Raw genomic sequence first — 15,425 nt, 5'->3', positions numbered from 1 at the left:
CCGGAAAAAGTCGGCTTCAGTGGCAGACGACCCGCGCCGAATTGGATTGTCTCCTGTTTGGGACGCGCGGGGAGGCTGAAGGCGCCGGCTGGGGCGCCGGAGTCGGAACCGAGCTGGGTCATGAATTCGCGCGCGTGGAGTACTGACGGCATCGATCCATCCGTACGCGAGAGGGCCGAAGCCGCCGCCCGCCGCGCCGGAATGTCGCTCAACGATTGGCTGAACTCCACCGTCGGCGAGGCCACGCCGCCGAATTTCCGCGCGTCCTCCGAGCAGCGCCAGGTCAGCCAGCAAGTGAACCAGCAAGTCGGCCAGGCGAGCCGCGATGTCGCCGACATCCACCAGCGCCTGGATTCGATCACACGGCAGATCGAACAGATCTCGCGCCCGCAGCCGCGCAACGAGATGTCGCGCGAACAGGGCGTCGCCCGCCAGCTCAACGACGCGATCTCGCGCCTCGATGCCCGCCTGTCGCAGATCACCAACCCGCAGGCCCCGCGGCAGAACCAGACCCAGCCGAACCAGGCTTACGAGCGCGCGCGCCAGGTGGACGACATCGAGCGCGCGGCAGCCCAGGTTTATCGCCACTCGCCGCCCTTGAGCCCCGCCTCGCTTGATGTCGCCGTGGCGGAGATCACCGCCCGCCAGAACGAGCTCGACGGCTTCGCGCCGCGGCAGGTGTCGCCACGCGGCGCCCCGCCGATGGCACCCGCCGCTCAACCCGCGCCGGCGCCAGGTCCCGACTTCTCCTCGCTCGAGCGCCACCTGCTCAAGATCACGAGCCAGATCGAGGCGCTGCAGCGGCCGGATCATATCGAACAGTCGATCGCCGCGTTCCGCAGCGAGCTTGCGGAAATCCGCCACGCCATCACCGAGGCGATGCCGCGCCGGGCAATCGAATCGATCGAGAACGAGATCCGTTCGCTCCATCGACGCATCGACGAAAACCGCAACAGCGGCATCGACGGCCAGGCTCTCGCCGGCATCGAACGCGCGCTGGCCGAAATCCGCGAGGTCCTGCGCTCGCTCACGCCGGCCGAGCAGCTCGCCGGCTATGACGAGGCGATCCGCAATCTAGGCGCCAAGCTCGACCTGATCCTGCGCACCAGCAACGATCCCGGCACGGTCCAGCAGCTCGAAGGGGCGATCGCCGCCCTGCGGGCCATCGTCTCCAATGTCGCTTCCAACGACGCATTGGCGCGCCTGTCGGAAGACGTGCACCTGTTGTCCTCCAAGGTCGACCAGATCACGCGCGCCAGTGCCAACACCGACAATTTCGCCATTCTCGAGCAGCGCATCGCCGCGCTGACGGCAACGCTGGAAAGCCGCGAGCGACCGGTCGTCAACGCGAACACCGAGCACCTGGAAAGCGCGCTGCGCGGCCTGTCCGAGCGTCTCGACCGCATGGAGGTCGGCAACGACAGCGCATCGACCTTCGCCCACCTCGAACAGCGCGTGTCCTACCTCCTGGAGCGCCTCGAGGCATCGACCGGCGATCATGGTGGAGTCAACCTGAACCGCATCGAAGACGGGCTGCACGATGTCCTGCGGCATCTGGAAAAGCAGCAGGCGACCTATGCGGCACTGGCCGAGAGCCGGCGTTCCGTCGAGCCGGTCGATTCCGAATTCGTCGACATGGTCAAGCGCGAGCTGTCCGACATCCGGTTCAGCCAGACGGAGACCAACCGTCACACGCAGGACTCCCTGGAAACAGTGAACAGCACGCTCGGCCACGTGGTCGACCGGCTGGCCGTGATCGAGGGCGATCTGCGCGCGGTCCGCACCACGCCTTTGCCCCAGCCGGCCGCGGCGCCACTCTCGCCCGCCGAGCCTTCACCTGGCGCGCGTGCGGCGATGCCGCCGCAAGCCAAACCCGAGTTGCCCAATCCTGCAGCCGGCCAGGGCGTCTTCACCGCCGCTCCGCGCGACTTCCAGGCCGGGTCTGCGACGTCACCTACCCCGCCGCCGGTCCCGCCCGTTCCGCCGCGGGCCATCAGCGAAATTCTCGAGCCGCACACCGCGCCACGAGCTGCGGGACCGTCGGAGCTGCCGCCGGACTTCCCGCTCGAGCCCGGCACGCGCCCGAGCGGGCGTATGACCTCGCCCTCCGACCGCATTGCGGCTTCCGAAAACGCGATCAGCGAAATCCCCGCGGCGCCGCGCGAGCCCATGTCGACGTCGAACTTTATCGCCGCTGCTCGCCGCGCGGCGCAGGCCGCCGCCGCACAGCAGCCCGAGAAACCCGGCCGCGGCTCCGCCAAGGGCGCAACGGGGGACAAGGCCAAGGACAGGAACAAGGAAGCCTCCACGATCACGTCCAAGATCCGGGGGCTGCTGGTCGGCGCCAGCGTGGTCGTGATCGTGCTCGGCACATTCAAAATGGCGATGAACCTGCTCGACGGCGGCAGTGCGCCGCCACCGCAGTCGGTGGAAAGCTCGCCCCCGGCGGCGCCGCACGCCGAAGCACCCGCGGAAACCGCGCCCAAGCCCGCAGCGCCCGAGCAGCTCACACCTTCGATGACGTCGCCGACCCCGCTCGGCAAACAGTCCCTGCACTATCCCGCTCCGAACGCCGCGGACGGCGCCGCTTCGGTCGAGATCCCGCCCGCCGCTCCCGCCGCCAATGCTGCGCGCAACGGCGACATCACGGGAACGATCCCGACGACGCTGCCGCCTGTGCCGGGGCGCAGGCTCGGCGTGGTGCAGGTGCCGCCGACCGAAAGATTGCCGGAAGCGATCGGCGGTCCGGTGCTGCGCGGCGCCGCCATGAAGGGTGATGCGACCGCAGCCTACGAGGTCGCCCTTCGTTTTGCCGAAGGCAAGGGCGTGCCCGCCAATTATGACGAGGCCGCCAAATGGTACGACCGCGCCGCCCAGGCCGGCGTGGTGCCGGCCGTCTTCAGGCTGGGGACGCTGTATGAAAAGGGCCTCGGCGTAAAGAAGGATCCCGAGATCGCCCGCCGCTTCTATCTGCAGGCCGCCGAGCGCGGCAGTGCCAAGGCGATGCACAATCTGGCGGTGCTGGATGCCGACGGCGGCGGCAAGGGCGCCAACTACAAGAGTGCCGCACAATGGTTCCGCAAGGCGGCCGACCGCGGCGTTGCCGATAGCCAGTTCAATCTCGGCATCCTTTATGCGCGGGGCATCGGGGTCGAGCAGAATCTGGCCGAGTCCTACAAATGGTTCAGCCTTGCGGCGGCGCAGGGCGACGCGGACGCGGCGACCAAGCGCGACGATGTCGCCAAGCGGCTCGACGCCCAGTCGCTGGCGGCAGCCAGGCTCGCGATCCAGACCTTTACGGCAGAACCCCAGCCGGACGATGCCGTCAACGTTGCGGCGCCGGCGGGCGGATGGGACAACGCGCCGGCCCAGGCCGGCAGCTCCAAGCCTGCGCCAAAGCCGGTTGCGACCAAGCGCACCGCCGCCGCGCATTAGGACAGGCGGCCGGTGCTTGATGCCACCTTCGCGAGGGGTGGTCGTGTACCTCGGTGTCCACGCCGTACAGGCGTATAGATCAGCGGATTGACGCCACGGCCCGCCAGGAGGGTCCATTGTCCGCTGATGATCGCCGGCAGGAGGAAAGCTCGTTCCGAAGCTCCCCAACCGGTCCCCGGGTCGCCCCTCCCGGCGAATTCGCCAGGCAGCCGCAGCCTGCGGTGCCGCTCCATCCTGCGACTCGAAGGCGGTTCTTGGGGTCGATCCTCATATTTCTGCTCCTGGTTTCGGGCGTGGGGATCCGTGCCTATCGGGATATCTCGCGGCCTGAGGCCTGGGACTACTGGAAGGACCAGTACTTTTCGCCAAGTCTGAGTTCGTCCGTGATCGTCAAGGCAGATCTTGGCGGCGGCCGGGCGCTGGCGGTGAGCGGGCACATCGGGCCTGCGGCCGCGAGCTGGTTTCACGACCGGCTGAACGAAGCCCATCTCTCGCCTGGCGACATCGTCCTGTTGTCTTCCCCCGGAGGCAATGTGGATCAGGCGCTGATCATGGGCGAAACGATCCGCTCGCGCGGGCTGTTCACGGCTGTCGGTGTTGCCGACGACTCGGGCCGCATCCGGCCGTCATATTGCGCGAGCGCGTGCGTCTTGGTGTTTGCCGGCGGCCAGACCCGCTATGGCGTTGAGGGATCGGCGCTGGGAATTCATCGATTTACCAACAGGACCCCGGTTAGCGACCCTGTCGCCAATACTCAGCGGGTCGCCGGCATGCTTCTGGGCTATCTGACCAGGATGGGGGTTTCCTCCTCGGTGGTGGAAGCGATGTCCCAGACCTCCGAGATACGCTGGCTCGGAACCCAGCAAGCCCAAGCCATGAATCTGATCACCAATCTGATCACCGACCCCGCCCGGAACAGGCCCTGACGCTGCCAGCTCCGCGAGACCTGTTCACCCCCGCGGCCGACAACAACCCGGGCGGCGCGATTTGCGGTCCCCCCTTGCTGCGATTTCGGATATGCAAAGGTGCGGCAACGGTTCCGCCTGCCGCGGGCAGCCTGCAGGAATTTTCGTTTTCCGGAAAACGCTCGATGCAGCTCTACCTTCCGATCGCCGATCTTCCGGTCAACATCTTCCTGGTGCTGGCCATGGGCGCGGCGGTCGGCTTCGTGTCGGGCATGTTCGGGATCGGCGGCGGGTTCCTGATGACGCCGCTGCTCATCTTCCTCGGCATCGCGCCGGCGGTCGCGGTCGCTTCCGTGACCAGCCATATCGCGGCCTCCTCCTTTTCCGGTGCGATCTCCTACTGGCGGCGCCGGGCCATCGACCCGGCGCTCGCGACCGTCCTGCTATGCGGCGGCACGACCGGCACCGCACTCGGGGTATGGACGTTCACCCTGCTTCGCGCGCTCGGGCAGCTCGACCTGATGATCGCGCTCTCCTACGTCGCGCTGCTCACCACGGTCGGCGGGCTGATGTTCTGGGAAGGATTGCGCGCGATGATGCGGATCCGGCAGGGGGTGGTGCCGCCACGCCGCGCCCATAACTGGATCCACGGGCTGCCGCTGAAGATGCGGTTCAAGCGCTCCAAGATCTATCTGTCGGTGATCCCGGTTATCGTCATTGGCATCATGATCGGCTTCATCGGCGCGATCATGGGCATCGGTGGCGGCTTCATCCTGGTCCCGATCATGATCTACCTGCTGCGGGTGCCTACCTCCACGGTGATCGGCACCTCCATGGTGCTGACCCTGGTGACCATGCTGTTCGCGACCCTGCTGCACGCGATGACCAATCACCTGGTCGACGCGGTGCTGGCGCTGATCCTGATGGTCGGCGGCGTGACCGGGGCGCAATTCGGCGCGCGGGCCGGCCAGAAGATCCGCGGCGAACAGCTCAGGCTGCTGCTGGGGCTGCTGATCCTGGCCGTCGGCATCCGCTTCGCCGTCGAACTGGTGATCCGCCCCGACGATCTCTTCACCATCCGCGAGCTGGGGGTGAGCGAATGATCGCGCGATCGGTCGTTGCGGCCTTGATACTGCTCTCACTGGGGAATGCGTCGGCGCGCGCCGAACGGCTGATCGTGTCCGTCTCCAATCACCGCGTCACCGTGACGCCGAACTATTCCGGCGAGGAGCTGGTGCTGTTCGGTTCGGTGGAGAAGGATGCCGCAACGCCTGCGGACCGCAACGCGTACGACCTCGTGGTGACGGTGATCGGTCCGCGAGCCGACATGGTGACGCGCCGCAAGGAACGCAAGTTCGGCATCTGGATCAACACCGACTACCGGCAGTTCCTGCAGGTGCCGGCCTATCTCGCGCTGTTCGCCAATCGGCCGTTCGAGCAGATTGCTCCGCCCGAGGTGGCGAGACGCCAGCAACTCGGGCTCAACAACGTGCTGCTGACGCAGCGGGTCGGCACCGACTATGCCGACGTGGTGCCGAACGATCCGTTCCGCAGTGCCTTCGTCCGCCTGCGCACCCAGCGCGGCCTCTATCGCGAGGATCCCGCCGCGGTGACCTTGCTGACGCCGACGCTGTTTCGCACCAGCATCCCCTTGCCGGCCGAAGTGCCGATCGGCACTTATCAGGTCGAGATCAAGCTGCTCGCCAACGGCGTCTTCCTGACCAAGACCGAGACCGCGTTCGAGATCGTCAAGGTCGGGTTCGAGCAGTTCGTCGCGACTACTGCGCGACAGAACGGCTTCGTCTACGGGCTCGTCACCGCCGCGATGGCGCTGATGAGCGGCTGGATGGCGTCGATCGTGTTCCGGAAGGATTAGCCGACATCCGGAGTGCAGCGCTCAGCAGCAGCGCGAGGCCGCAATGGCGTGCAGGCGCGTATCGCCGAGCACATGCGCCATGAAGACGGCCGTGCCGAACACTTTCGCAAACGCCGCGTCGCGAATGCTCAGGCCCCCGGCATAGGCGCCGAACGCCGGCATGACGGCGCGCGAGCCGTCAGAGGCGAAGCAGCGACGCTCCATCGAGCGGCCGCGGGTGGAAACCCGCGCCTTGGGATGCAGGTGGCCGGCGATCTCGCCCACGGCGCCTGTCGGCTCATGGCGGAAAGTGACCGGGCCGATTGCAATTTCGCTCGCAACCGTGCCGCCGATGTCGCGCGGCAAGGCCGGATCGTGATTGCCCGAGATCCAGATCCAGTCGCGCCCCGACTGCAACGTCGCGACCGCCTCGCGATCCCCGGGCGACAGCCGCTCATGCGCCGCGCGATCGTGGAAACTGTCGCCGAGCGCGATCACCACGCGCGGATGGTGACGCGCGATGACGGCGGCCAGCCGGCCGAGCGTCGCGGCGGTGTCATAGGGCGGCAGCAGCACGCCCCGCGCGGCGAAGCTCGAGCCCTTTTCCAGATGCAGGTCGGAGACGACGAGCAGGCCCTGCTCGTCCCAGAACAGCGCACCGGACAGATCGGCAATCAACGTCACGCCCGAAACGGTAACCCTCGAAGCGCGCATGCTCTGAATGTCCCCCGAAACTGGCGCGCTTGCGGTCGCGTGTTATCCCATCGATTCCTTGACGAGCTCATCGGCGGCTTCCGCCAGGAGTTCGTCGGATGCTTCGCCATAAACCGACTCGCGGCCGATTTCCAGCATCACGGGCACCGCGAGCGGGGAGACGTGGTCGAGTTCCTTGTGGGTGATTCGACCCCTGATGCGCGCCAGCATGTCGCCGAGCCGCTTGAGGTCGAGAAGGCCGGTTGCGGCGTCCGCGCGCGCGGCGCGCAACAGCACGTGGTCGGCCTGGTGCTTGCGCAGGACGTCGTAGACGAGGTCGGTGGAGAACAGCACCTGGCGGCGGCTTTTCTCCTCATCGATAGAGCGGCGTTCGATCAACCCGGAAATGATCGCGCAGTAGCGGAAGGTGCGCTTCATCAGCGCCGACTCGGCAAGCCACGCTTCGAGATCATCGCCCAGCATGTCCGGATCGAACAGCGCGTTGAGATCGAGCCTGCCCTGGCGGATCATCAACGACATGTCGCCAAGGCTCCAGACCGCCAGCGCATATTCGTTGGCGACGAAGCCGAGCGGCCGGGCGCGGGCGCGCTCCAGCCGCCGAGTTAGCAGCATGCCGAGCGTCTGATGCGCGAGCCGCCCCTCGAAGGGATAGCACACGAAATGATGCTTGCCCCCGCGAGGGAAGGTCTCGACCAGCAGCTCGCGCACGGCCGGCACCCGGGAAACGTCCTTTTGCAGCGACAGCCAGTCGCGCACCTGCTCCGGCAGCGCGCCCCATTCGCGCCCGTCGTCGAGCAACTTGCGCACGCGCTCGGCCAGATAGGTCGAGAGCGGAAACTTGCCGCCCATGTAGGACGGCACCTTTGCATCCTTGTCGTTGGCGCGCGAAACGTACACTTGATCTTCAACAAGGGCCTCGTAGCGCACGATCTCGCCGCTGAACACGAAGGTGTCGCCGACCACCAGCCCTTCGATGAAGGCCTCCTCGATTTCGCCCAGCACCCTGCCGCCGCGCGCGATCGCGCCGGTCGAGCCCGAGGCAGTGCCGCGCGAGCGCACCAACCGCACTTTCAGCATCGCCTCCTCGACGATGGTGCCGACATTGAGGCGATAGCTCTGCCGCACGCGCGGATTGGCGACGCGCCAGCGGCCCTGATTGTCCTGCTTGATGCGGGCGAAGCGCTCATAGGTCTTGAGCGCATAGCCGCCGGTCGCGACGAAATCGACCACGTCATCGAAATCGCCGCGCGCCAAATTCGCATAAGGCGCCGCCGTGCGCACCTCGTCATAGAGCTCGTCGGCCAGAAACGGCTTGCCGCAGGCGCAACCCAGGACATGCTGCGCCAGCACGTCGAGGGCACCAGTGCGCAGCGGCGGGGTATCCTGCGCATTCTCCGCGATGGCGTCGATCGCCACCCGGCATTCCAGCACCTCGAAGCGGTTGGCCGGCACCAGCACCGCGCGCGAGGCCTCATCGAGGCGATGGTTGGCGCGGCCGATCCGCTGCATCAGGCGCGAGGAGCCCTTCGGCGCGCCGATATTGATGACGAGATCGACATCGCCCCAGTCGACGCCGAGGTCGAGCGAGGAGGTGCAGACCACGCCGCGCAGCCTGCCCGCCGCCATCGCGTCCTCGACCTTGCGGCGCTGGGCGACGTCGAGCGAGCCGTGATGCAGGGCGATGGCGAGACCGTCCTCGTTCATGCGCCAGAGATCCTGGAACAGCATCTCGGCCTGGCTGCGGGTATTGACGAAGACGAGTGTCGTCTTGTTCTGCCTGATCAGCTCGTAGATCTCGCCGAGCGCATGACGGGCGCTGTGGCCGGCCCAGGGCAGGCGCTCGCGCGTATCCAGCATCTGCACGATTGGCGGGGCCGCGCCGCCGGCAACGACGATATCGGCGGCCTGCGCCCTGCCCTGACGCTGCGGCATCAGAAAGCGCGCGAGCTGATCCGGCTCGGCCACCGTCGCCGACAGTCCGATCGCGCGCATCTCTGGCGCCAGCCGCCACAGCCGCGCCAGGCCCAGCGACAACAGGTCGCCGCGTTTTGACGTCACCAGCGCATGCAATTCGTCGAGCACGATGCATTTCAGCGCGGAGAACAGATAGGGCGCGTCATCCGAAGCGAGCAGCAGTGCGAGCTGTTCGGGCGTGGTCAAGAGGATATCCGGCGGATAACGGCGCTGCCGCTGCCGGCGCGATACCGGCGTGTCTCCGGTGCGGGTCTCGACCTTGATCGGCAAGCCCATTTCGGCGATCGGCCGCTCCAGGTTGCGCGCGATGTCGATCGCGAGCGCTTTGAGCGGCGAAATATAAAGCGTGTGCAGACCGCCGCTGCGCTGGAGCGAACGGCCGGTGGAGATAACGCGCCCGGCTTCACTCGCTACGACCGTTCCGCCCCTCGCCTGCTCGGATTCTCTAGAGGGGGGAGGGTCGCGGGAGTCTTCGCTGCCGCTGCGCGGCGAAGCATGGGCCGGGCGCGCTGGTCTGGGCGAGGACAACTCCACCAGTGTCGGCAGGAAACCGGCCAGCGTCTTGCCGGCGCCGGTGGGGGCGATCAGGAGCGCCGAGCGATCGCTGCGCGCTTTTTCGAGCAGCGCCAATTGATGCGCGCGCGGCGACCAGCCGCGTGCGGCAAACCATTGCTGGAAGCGCTCGGGCAGCGGGGCGGCCGGTTCGGCCGAGGCGGTAACGACACGGGGCGGCACGGCTCAACAGGTAAGCCGTGGCGAGGTCTTCGTCGAGGGTGGCGGTCGCTTCTCCCGTCCGACGGAAGTCTCCCTCTCCCCGACCGGGGAGAGGGAGATCGAGGGTGCGTTACTCCGTCACCGGCTTCTCGGAAATGTCCCAATCCTTGCCGTTGAAGGTCGAGATGTAGAGCGTCTTCATCGGCGTATAATCGTCCGGCGTGTAGCTGTAGGTGACGCCGTCCAGGAAGTAAGGCGAGTGGAAGCCGGCGAGCGTGGTCGCCTGCTTCAACACATTGGCGCGGGTGAGATCGTCGCCACAGCGGCGCAGGATCTCGGCCATGGTCGCGACCTGGCCGTAGCCGGCAAACGCGATGGTGTTGTCCGGGTCGACGTTGGGCAGGTACTTCTTGCGCAAGGCCTCGAACGCCATCACGTCGGCATCCTTCTCCCAGCGCGGGACGCCAACCTCCTTGGCGTAGCGGATGGCGACGATGCCGGCCGCATTCTCAAATCCCGCCGCATTGAGGATCGAGCGGCCGGTTGAGCCGGCCGACAACAGCTGCAGCGGCTTCCAGCCGAGTTCGGCCACCTTGCGGATCGACTGCGACGAGGCCTTGCCGGTCGAGATGTTATAGAACACGTCGGCGCCCGACTTGGAGAGATTGATCAGCTGGGAGTCGATGGTCGGATCGGTCAGATCATAGGTCTGCTCCATGATGACTTTCGCCGTGCCGCCGGCCTGCTCCAGCACCTTCTTGAAGGGCCCGAGGAAGTCACGACCGAAATCGTCGTTCTGGTAGAGGATACCGACCTTGGCGTTCGGCTTCACGGCGACGACGTGCTTGGCGAGGATCCGCGCTTCGGTGGGATAGAGCGGCAGGCCCGCCATGGTCCATTTGTTGTTCTTCGGATCGTTCCACTTGGAGGCGCCGGTGTTGAGCAGAAGCTGCGGCACGCCCTTTGAGTTGAGATATTTGTGCACGGCAGTCTGCGGCGCGGTCCCAAGCGAGCCGTACAGCGCCAGCACTTCTTCCTGCTCCACCAGGCGCCGCGTCGCTTCCACGCATTTCGGCGCGCTGTAGGCGTCATCCATGGTGAAGAACTTGACCTTGCGCCCGTTGATGCCGCCCTTTTCGTTCAGCATCTGGAAATAGGCTTCGCCCACCCGCCCCAGCACGCCATAGAGCGAGCCGGGACCGCTATGGGGCACGGTCTGCCCGATTCTGATTTCGGTGTCGCTCGCGCCCGGATCGTACTTCTTCTCGGCCGCCCAGACGTACGGCGCGGGGATGGTGGTAGCTGCGACGGTGGCAAGCGCGGTGGCGCAGAAGTCGCGCCTCGTCTGTTTCTTGTTCATTGTCTTGGTTTCTCCTTGGGTGGCGCAATGATCTACATTCCCAAGGGCTCGGCAATAGCGAACCGCGAGATGCGCGGCGCAATGCCGCTAATGAAGCGGCCACATTTCCGTGAGACGGAAATCGCAGCGTGTAAACTCAAGTCTTTGTCGCGACCGCGACCAGACCGGGCGCCGGGACGTTTTCCTCATTCCGCGCGGAGCGGTCCTCGAGCTGGGACAAGTTCAGTCCAGCCGCCTCAACCGACGCGCGCACATAGTCCGCGCTGTGCGCGTAGCGCAGCCCCTCGCCGATGATGACACCTTCCCCATCATGGGTTTCGGTCGTGAACGCGAGAACGCCGCCGGAGACCAGCACACGTTTGGCCTCCGCCAGCACAGGCATGAGATCCGCGACGTAGACCATCGCGTCGGCCGCGAGGATGAGTTCGGCGCTTGCATCTGGCTTGCTGCGCAGCCCCTTCAACATGTCGCCGACCTCGAGCTCGGCATACAGTCCCGTTGAGCGCGCCTTCTCGATCATGCGCGGCGACAGGTCGATGCCAAGGAACCGGTCGACATTCCTGGCGAAGGCTGCGGCAGCGAGCCCCGTGCCACATCCGAGATCGATGGCGCGCTTGAAGAGAGCGGGCTTCCTGGCAACGGCGCGAACCCACAGCACCGCCTTCAACAGAAGTGCCGGGCCTCGATAGCCGAGATCGCCGACCAGAGCGGACTCGAACCGCGGCGCGTATTGATCGAACAGCACCTGCACATAGGCCTCCGGCATGGCCGACACCTGTTCGGCGCCAAGCCGCATCAAATGCAGGCTGGCGCCATGACGATCCTCGGGGTCGTCGGCCCGCGCCGAACGAAAGGCTGCAATCGCCGCCTCGCGCTGGCCGAGCTTTTCGCGGATTTCGCCGAGCGTAAACCAGGCCGAAACGAAATTCGGCGCCAGCTCGATCGCCTGCTCCAGCAGCTCGGCTGCGGCGGCAAGATCGCCCTTGAGCTGCAAATCGCGCGCAAATTCAAAACGGCGGTCGGCAACCAGATCGCCGGAGGACAGGAACAGGCGGGGGGGCATCGCGGAACCAATACTCGTCATCGCCGGGCCTGACCCGGCAATCCAGATTTTCCTGGAAGATGCGCGCGTGGGTCAAGCCCGCGTATGAGAGGTAAACATCGGCGCAAGGGCACCTATATAGCGAGAATGCGTCCGCAAGACATCCTGCTGCCAACTGCCGCCGGCCTGTGCTGCAAGACGGGCGGCTTTCACATCGACCCGGTACGGCCGGTCGAGCGCGCGGTCATCACGCATGGCCACTCCGACCACGCCCGGGCCGGCCATGGCGCCGTGCTGGCCACCCAGGAAACACTCGATATCATGCGGCTGCGCTATGGGGATGATTTCGCGGGCTCTACGCAGGCGGTGCGCTATGGCGAAGAGATTCGCCTCGGCGACGTCACGATCAAGCTCCATCCCGCCGGCCACGTGCTGGGCTCGGCCCAGATCGCGGTCTCCTGCAAGGACATGTGCATCGTCGCGTCCGGCGACTACAAGGACGCGGTCGATCCGACCTGCACGCCGTTCGAACTCGTGCCCTGCAACGTCTTCATCACCGAGGCGACCTTCGGCCTGCCGGTGTTTTGCCACGGCCGCGCGGCCGACGAGGTGAGAAAGCTTCTCTCTTCGATCGCGCTGTTTCCGGAGCGCGCGCACCTGGTCGGCGCCTATTCGCTTGGCAAGGCGCAGCGCGTGATCGCGCTTCTGCGCGAGGCCGGTTACGACGCTCCGATCTACCTGCATGGCGCGATGGAGACGATCACCCGCTACTACGAGAGCCGCGGCGTCAAGCTCGGCGACGTCAGGCCCGTGCGCGGCATGAAGAAGGCCGAACTTGCCGGCACCATCACGCTGGCGCCGCCTTCCGCGACCGCGGATCTGTGGACGCGCCGCTTTCCCGATCCGGTCACGGCCTTTGCGTCGGGCTGGATGCGGGTGCGCGCCCGCGCCCGACAACGCGGCGTCGAACTGCCGCTGGTCATTTCCGACCATGCCGACTGGGACGGACTCACGGCGACCATCGCGGCCACCGGCGCCGGCGAGGTCTGGGTCACCCACGGCCAGGAAGATGCGCTGGTGCATTGGTGCAAGACCAAAGGCCTCAAGGCGCGGCCGCTCGATCTCGTCGGCTATGGCGATGAGGAGGAAAGCGAGACGCCACTGCCAGTTGGGGAGGCGGAGGCATGAACCGCTTTGCCGAGCTGCTCGATCGCCTCGCCTATGAGCCGGGACGCAACAACAAGCTCAGGCTGATCACCGGCTATTTCCGCGAGGTCGCGGATCCCGATCGCGGCTATGCGCTCGCTGCGCTTACCGGCGCGCTGTCGTTCAAGCACGCCAAGCCGTCGCTGATCCGCGAACTGATCGCGGCGCGCACCGATCCGGTGCTGTTCGGATTGTCGTACGACTATGTCGGCGACCTCTCCGAAACGGTGGCGCTGATGTGGCCGAGATCTTCTCCCTCCCCCGCTTACGGGGGAGGGTTGGGGTGGGGGCAAGCCGCAGGCGAGACCGCCGAGAGAAAGCCCCCACCCGGATCGCCCGTCAGCGCCAATGCGCTGCCGCGCGATCCGACCTCCCCCGCAAGCGGGAGAGGTGCAGCGGAGCATGCTGCTGCAGCGCAAATCGGTCGTGACGATCCGCCGCCGCCAACTCTTAGCGAGGTCGTCACCACGCTGCGTACGCTCGGAAAGACCGAACTGCCCAGACAGCTCGAGCGCTGGCTCGACGAACTCGACGAGACCGGCCGCTGGGCACTGCTCAAGCTCGTCACCGGCGCCATGCGCATCGGCGTTTCGGCCCGCCTTGCCAAGACGGCCGCCGCCGCCCTCGGAGACAAGGACCCGCACGAGATTGAACTGTTGTGGCCGGGGGTCGCGCCGCCGTATCTCGATCTGTTCGCCTGGCTGGAGGGTCGCGCCGACAAGCCGGTCAACCGAGATCCCGCGCCGTTCCGCCCGGTGATGCTGGCGCACGCCATTGAGCACACCGATTTCTCCGGCCTTGATCCTACCGACTACATCGCCGAATGGAAATGGGACGGCATCCGCGTGCAGGCGGTCGCCGGCCGCGATGCGCGCGGGCACCTCGTGGCGCGACTCTATTCGCGTAGCGGCGAGGACATCACGAGGAGCTTTCCGGATCTGTTGCCGTCGCTGCGGCTGCCGGGCGCCATCGACGGCGAACTGCTGGTTGTGCGCGGCGGCCGCGTCCAGAGCTTCAACGTGCTGCAGCAGCGGCTCAACCGCAAAGTTGTCTCGCCGAAATTGATCCATGACTATCCCATCCATCTGCGCGCCTATGACCTGCTCGGCGACGACGAAAACGATTTGCGCGAACTGCCCTTTGCCGAACGCCGCACGCATCTCGAGGCTTTCATCCGAAAGCTCGACGATCCCCGCATCGATATGTCGCCGACCATCCCGTTCGAGAGCTGGGAGGCGCTGCAGGCGGCTCGCGCGCACCCCGCGAGTGCCGGCGCGGGCGAGGATGCGGAGGCGGTCGAAGGCGTGATGCTCAAGCGGCGCGACGCGGCCTATCTGCCCGGCCGGCCGAAGGGCCAATGGTGGAAGTGGAAGCGCGACCCGCACGTCATCGATGCCGTCCTGATGTATGCGCAGCGCGGCCATGGCAAGCGCTCGTCCTACTATTCCGATTACACGTTCGGAGTGTGGACGTCAGGCGAAGGCGGCGAACAACTGGTGCCGGTCGGCAAGGCTTATTTCGGCTTCACCGACGAGGAGCTGTTGCAGATCGATCGTTTCGTTCGCCGCAACACGGTCGAGAAGTTCGGCCCGGTCCGCGAGGTCGTGCACGAAGCCGACCGGGGACTGGTACTGGAAGTCGCCTTTGAGGGATTGCAGCGTTCCTCGCGGCACAAATCCGGGGTGGCGATGCGCTTTCCCCGCATCAACCGGCTGCGCTGGGACAAGCCGCCGCGCGAGGCCGACCGGCTTGATACGCTGGAAAAAATGCTCAAGAACGAGACGACCCCGCCAACTATTGAGGTTGCCGCCGCGACCGGCAGCCATTGACGGGGCCTGCCGGGTTCCCCATGTGCCCTGCGCTGACTTATAATGGGCGGGACGATTCCCGCGAGGAGACGAGTTATGGCCAACGACGTCAGAGACTTGCCGGCAGGCCATGACGGCCTTTACCGCTTCCTCGGCGGCTCCCCGCTGTCGGTGGCGTTTCGGCTGATTCTGCTGTCGATACTGCTCGGCGTGGTGCTGGCGGCCATCGGCTTCGATCCGTGGAATATCCTCCGGAGCATCCAGCTCCTGTTCCAGCGGCTTTGGGATCTCGGTTTCGACGCCATCAACTGGCTGTGGCGCTATTTCCTGCTGGGCGCGGTGATCGTAATCCCGGTCTGGTTCCTGACGCGCCTGTTCAACACGCCGCGCGGCCGCTAACCGGAGCAGCAGC

General features: G+C 66.3%; 11 protein-coding genes. 7 read left to right on the top strand and 4 right to left on the bottom strand.

The window, feature by feature from the left end; all coding sequences use genetic code 11:
- Positions 1–120 precede the first annotated feature (120 nt).
- The 4 genes from HY852_RS22440 (at position 121) to HY852_RS22425 (ending at position 6,216) form a co-directional block, all read left to right on the top strand.
- Positions 121–3,435, top strand: coding sequence for a hypothetical protein (locus HY852_RS22440; RefSeq protein WP_291607081.1), 3,315 nt, complete (start codon positions 121–123; stop codon positions 3,433–3,435).
- A 254-nt stretch (positions 3,436–3,689) separates the two neighbouring features.
- A complete protein-coding gene (locus HY852_RS22435) occupies positions 3,690–4,361 on the top strand; it encodes a hypothetical protein (protein ID WP_367116400.1) in 672 nt (223 codons plus the stop codon).
- A 164-nt stretch (positions 4,362–4,525) separates the two neighbouring features.
- Positions 4,526–5,443 (top strand): sulfite exporter TauE/SafE family protein, encoded by a 918-nt coding sequence (locus HY852_RS22430; protein ID WP_291607079.1) that lies wholly within the window; start codon positions 4,526–4,528, stop codon positions 5,441–5,443.
- Positions 5,443–6,216: a TIGR02186 family protein gene (locus HY852_RS22425; protein WP_291607101.1), complete on the top strand. Its 774-nt coding sequence runs from the start codon at positions 5,443–5,445 to the stop codon at positions 6,214–6,216. The genes HY852_RS22430 and HY852_RS22425 overlap by 1 nt, the downstream gene beginning before the upstream one ends.
- 21 nt (positions 6,217–6,237) lie before the next feature.
- On the opposite strand, the gene pdeM is transcribed toward HY852_RS22425, so the two are convergent.
- From pdeM to HY852_RS22405, 4 genes are all read right to left on the bottom strand, one after another.
- Entirely contained in the window at positions 6,238–6,909 is a 672-nt protein-coding gene (gene pdeM / locus HY852_RS22420) for a ligase-associated DNA damage response endonuclease PdeM (protein ID WP_291607078.1), read from the bottom strand.
- Between the two features lie 42 nt (positions 6,910–6,951).
- The gene (locus HY852_RS22415; protein WP_291607077.1) at positions 6,952–9,618 is read right to left on the bottom strand and encodes a ligase-associated DNA damage response DEXH box helicase; all 2,667 of its coding nucleotides are present in this window, start codon (positions 9,616–9,618) and stop codon (positions 6,952–6,954) included.
- 109 nt (positions 9,619–9,727) lie between these two features.
- The gene (locus HY852_RS22410; RefSeq protein WP_291607076.1) at positions 9,728–10,957 is read right to left on the bottom strand and encodes an ABC transporter substrate-binding protein; all 1,230 of its coding nucleotides are present in this window, start codon (positions 10,955–10,957) and stop codon (positions 9,728–9,730) included.
- Between the two features lie 136 nt (positions 10,958–11,093).
- Positions 11,094–12,020 carry a methyltransferase domain-containing protein gene (locus HY852_RS22405; RefSeq protein WP_291607075.1) on the bottom strand — a complete coding sequence of 309 codons (927 nt, stop codon included), beginning with the start codon at positions 12,018–12,020 and terminating at the stop codon, positions 11,094–11,096.
- Positions 12,021–12,146: 126 nt separating this feature from the next.
- Here HY852_RS22405 and HY852_RS22400 point away from each other — a divergent pair, with 126 nt between their 5' ends.
- From HY852_RS22400 to HY852_RS22390, 3 genes are all read left to right on the top strand, one after another.
- Positions 12,147–13,187 carry a ligase-associated DNA damage response exonuclease gene (locus HY852_RS22400; protein ID WP_291607074.1) on the top strand — a complete coding sequence of 347 codons (1,041 nt, stop codon included), beginning with the start codon at positions 12,147–12,149 and terminating at the stop codon, positions 13,185–13,187.
- On the top strand, positions 13,184–15,034 hold the full coding sequence (locus tag HY852_RS22395; protein WP_291607073.1) for a cisplatin damage response ATP-dependent DNA ligase: 1,851 nt from the start codon (positions 13,184–13,186) through the stop codon (positions 15,032–15,034). The genes HY852_RS22400 and HY852_RS22395 overlap by 4 nt, the downstream gene beginning before the upstream one ends.
- Before the next feature lie 75 nt (positions 15,035–15,109).
- Positions 15,110–15,412, top strand: coding sequence for a DUF6460 domain-containing protein (locus HY852_RS22390; RefSeq protein ID WP_291607072.1), 303 nt, complete (start codon positions 15,110–15,112; stop codon positions 15,410–15,412).
- The last annotated feature ends 13 nt before the right edge of the window (positions 15,413–15,425 follow it).

The sequence above is a fragment of the Bradyrhizobium sp. genome, from assembly GCF_016213215.1.
Lineage (GTDB): Bacteria > Pseudomonadota > Alphaproteobacteria > Rhizobiales > Xanthobacteraceae > Bradyrhizobium.
Note: the sequence above shows the minus strand (reverse complement) of the source record. Positions and strands in the feature narration are given on the sequence as shown.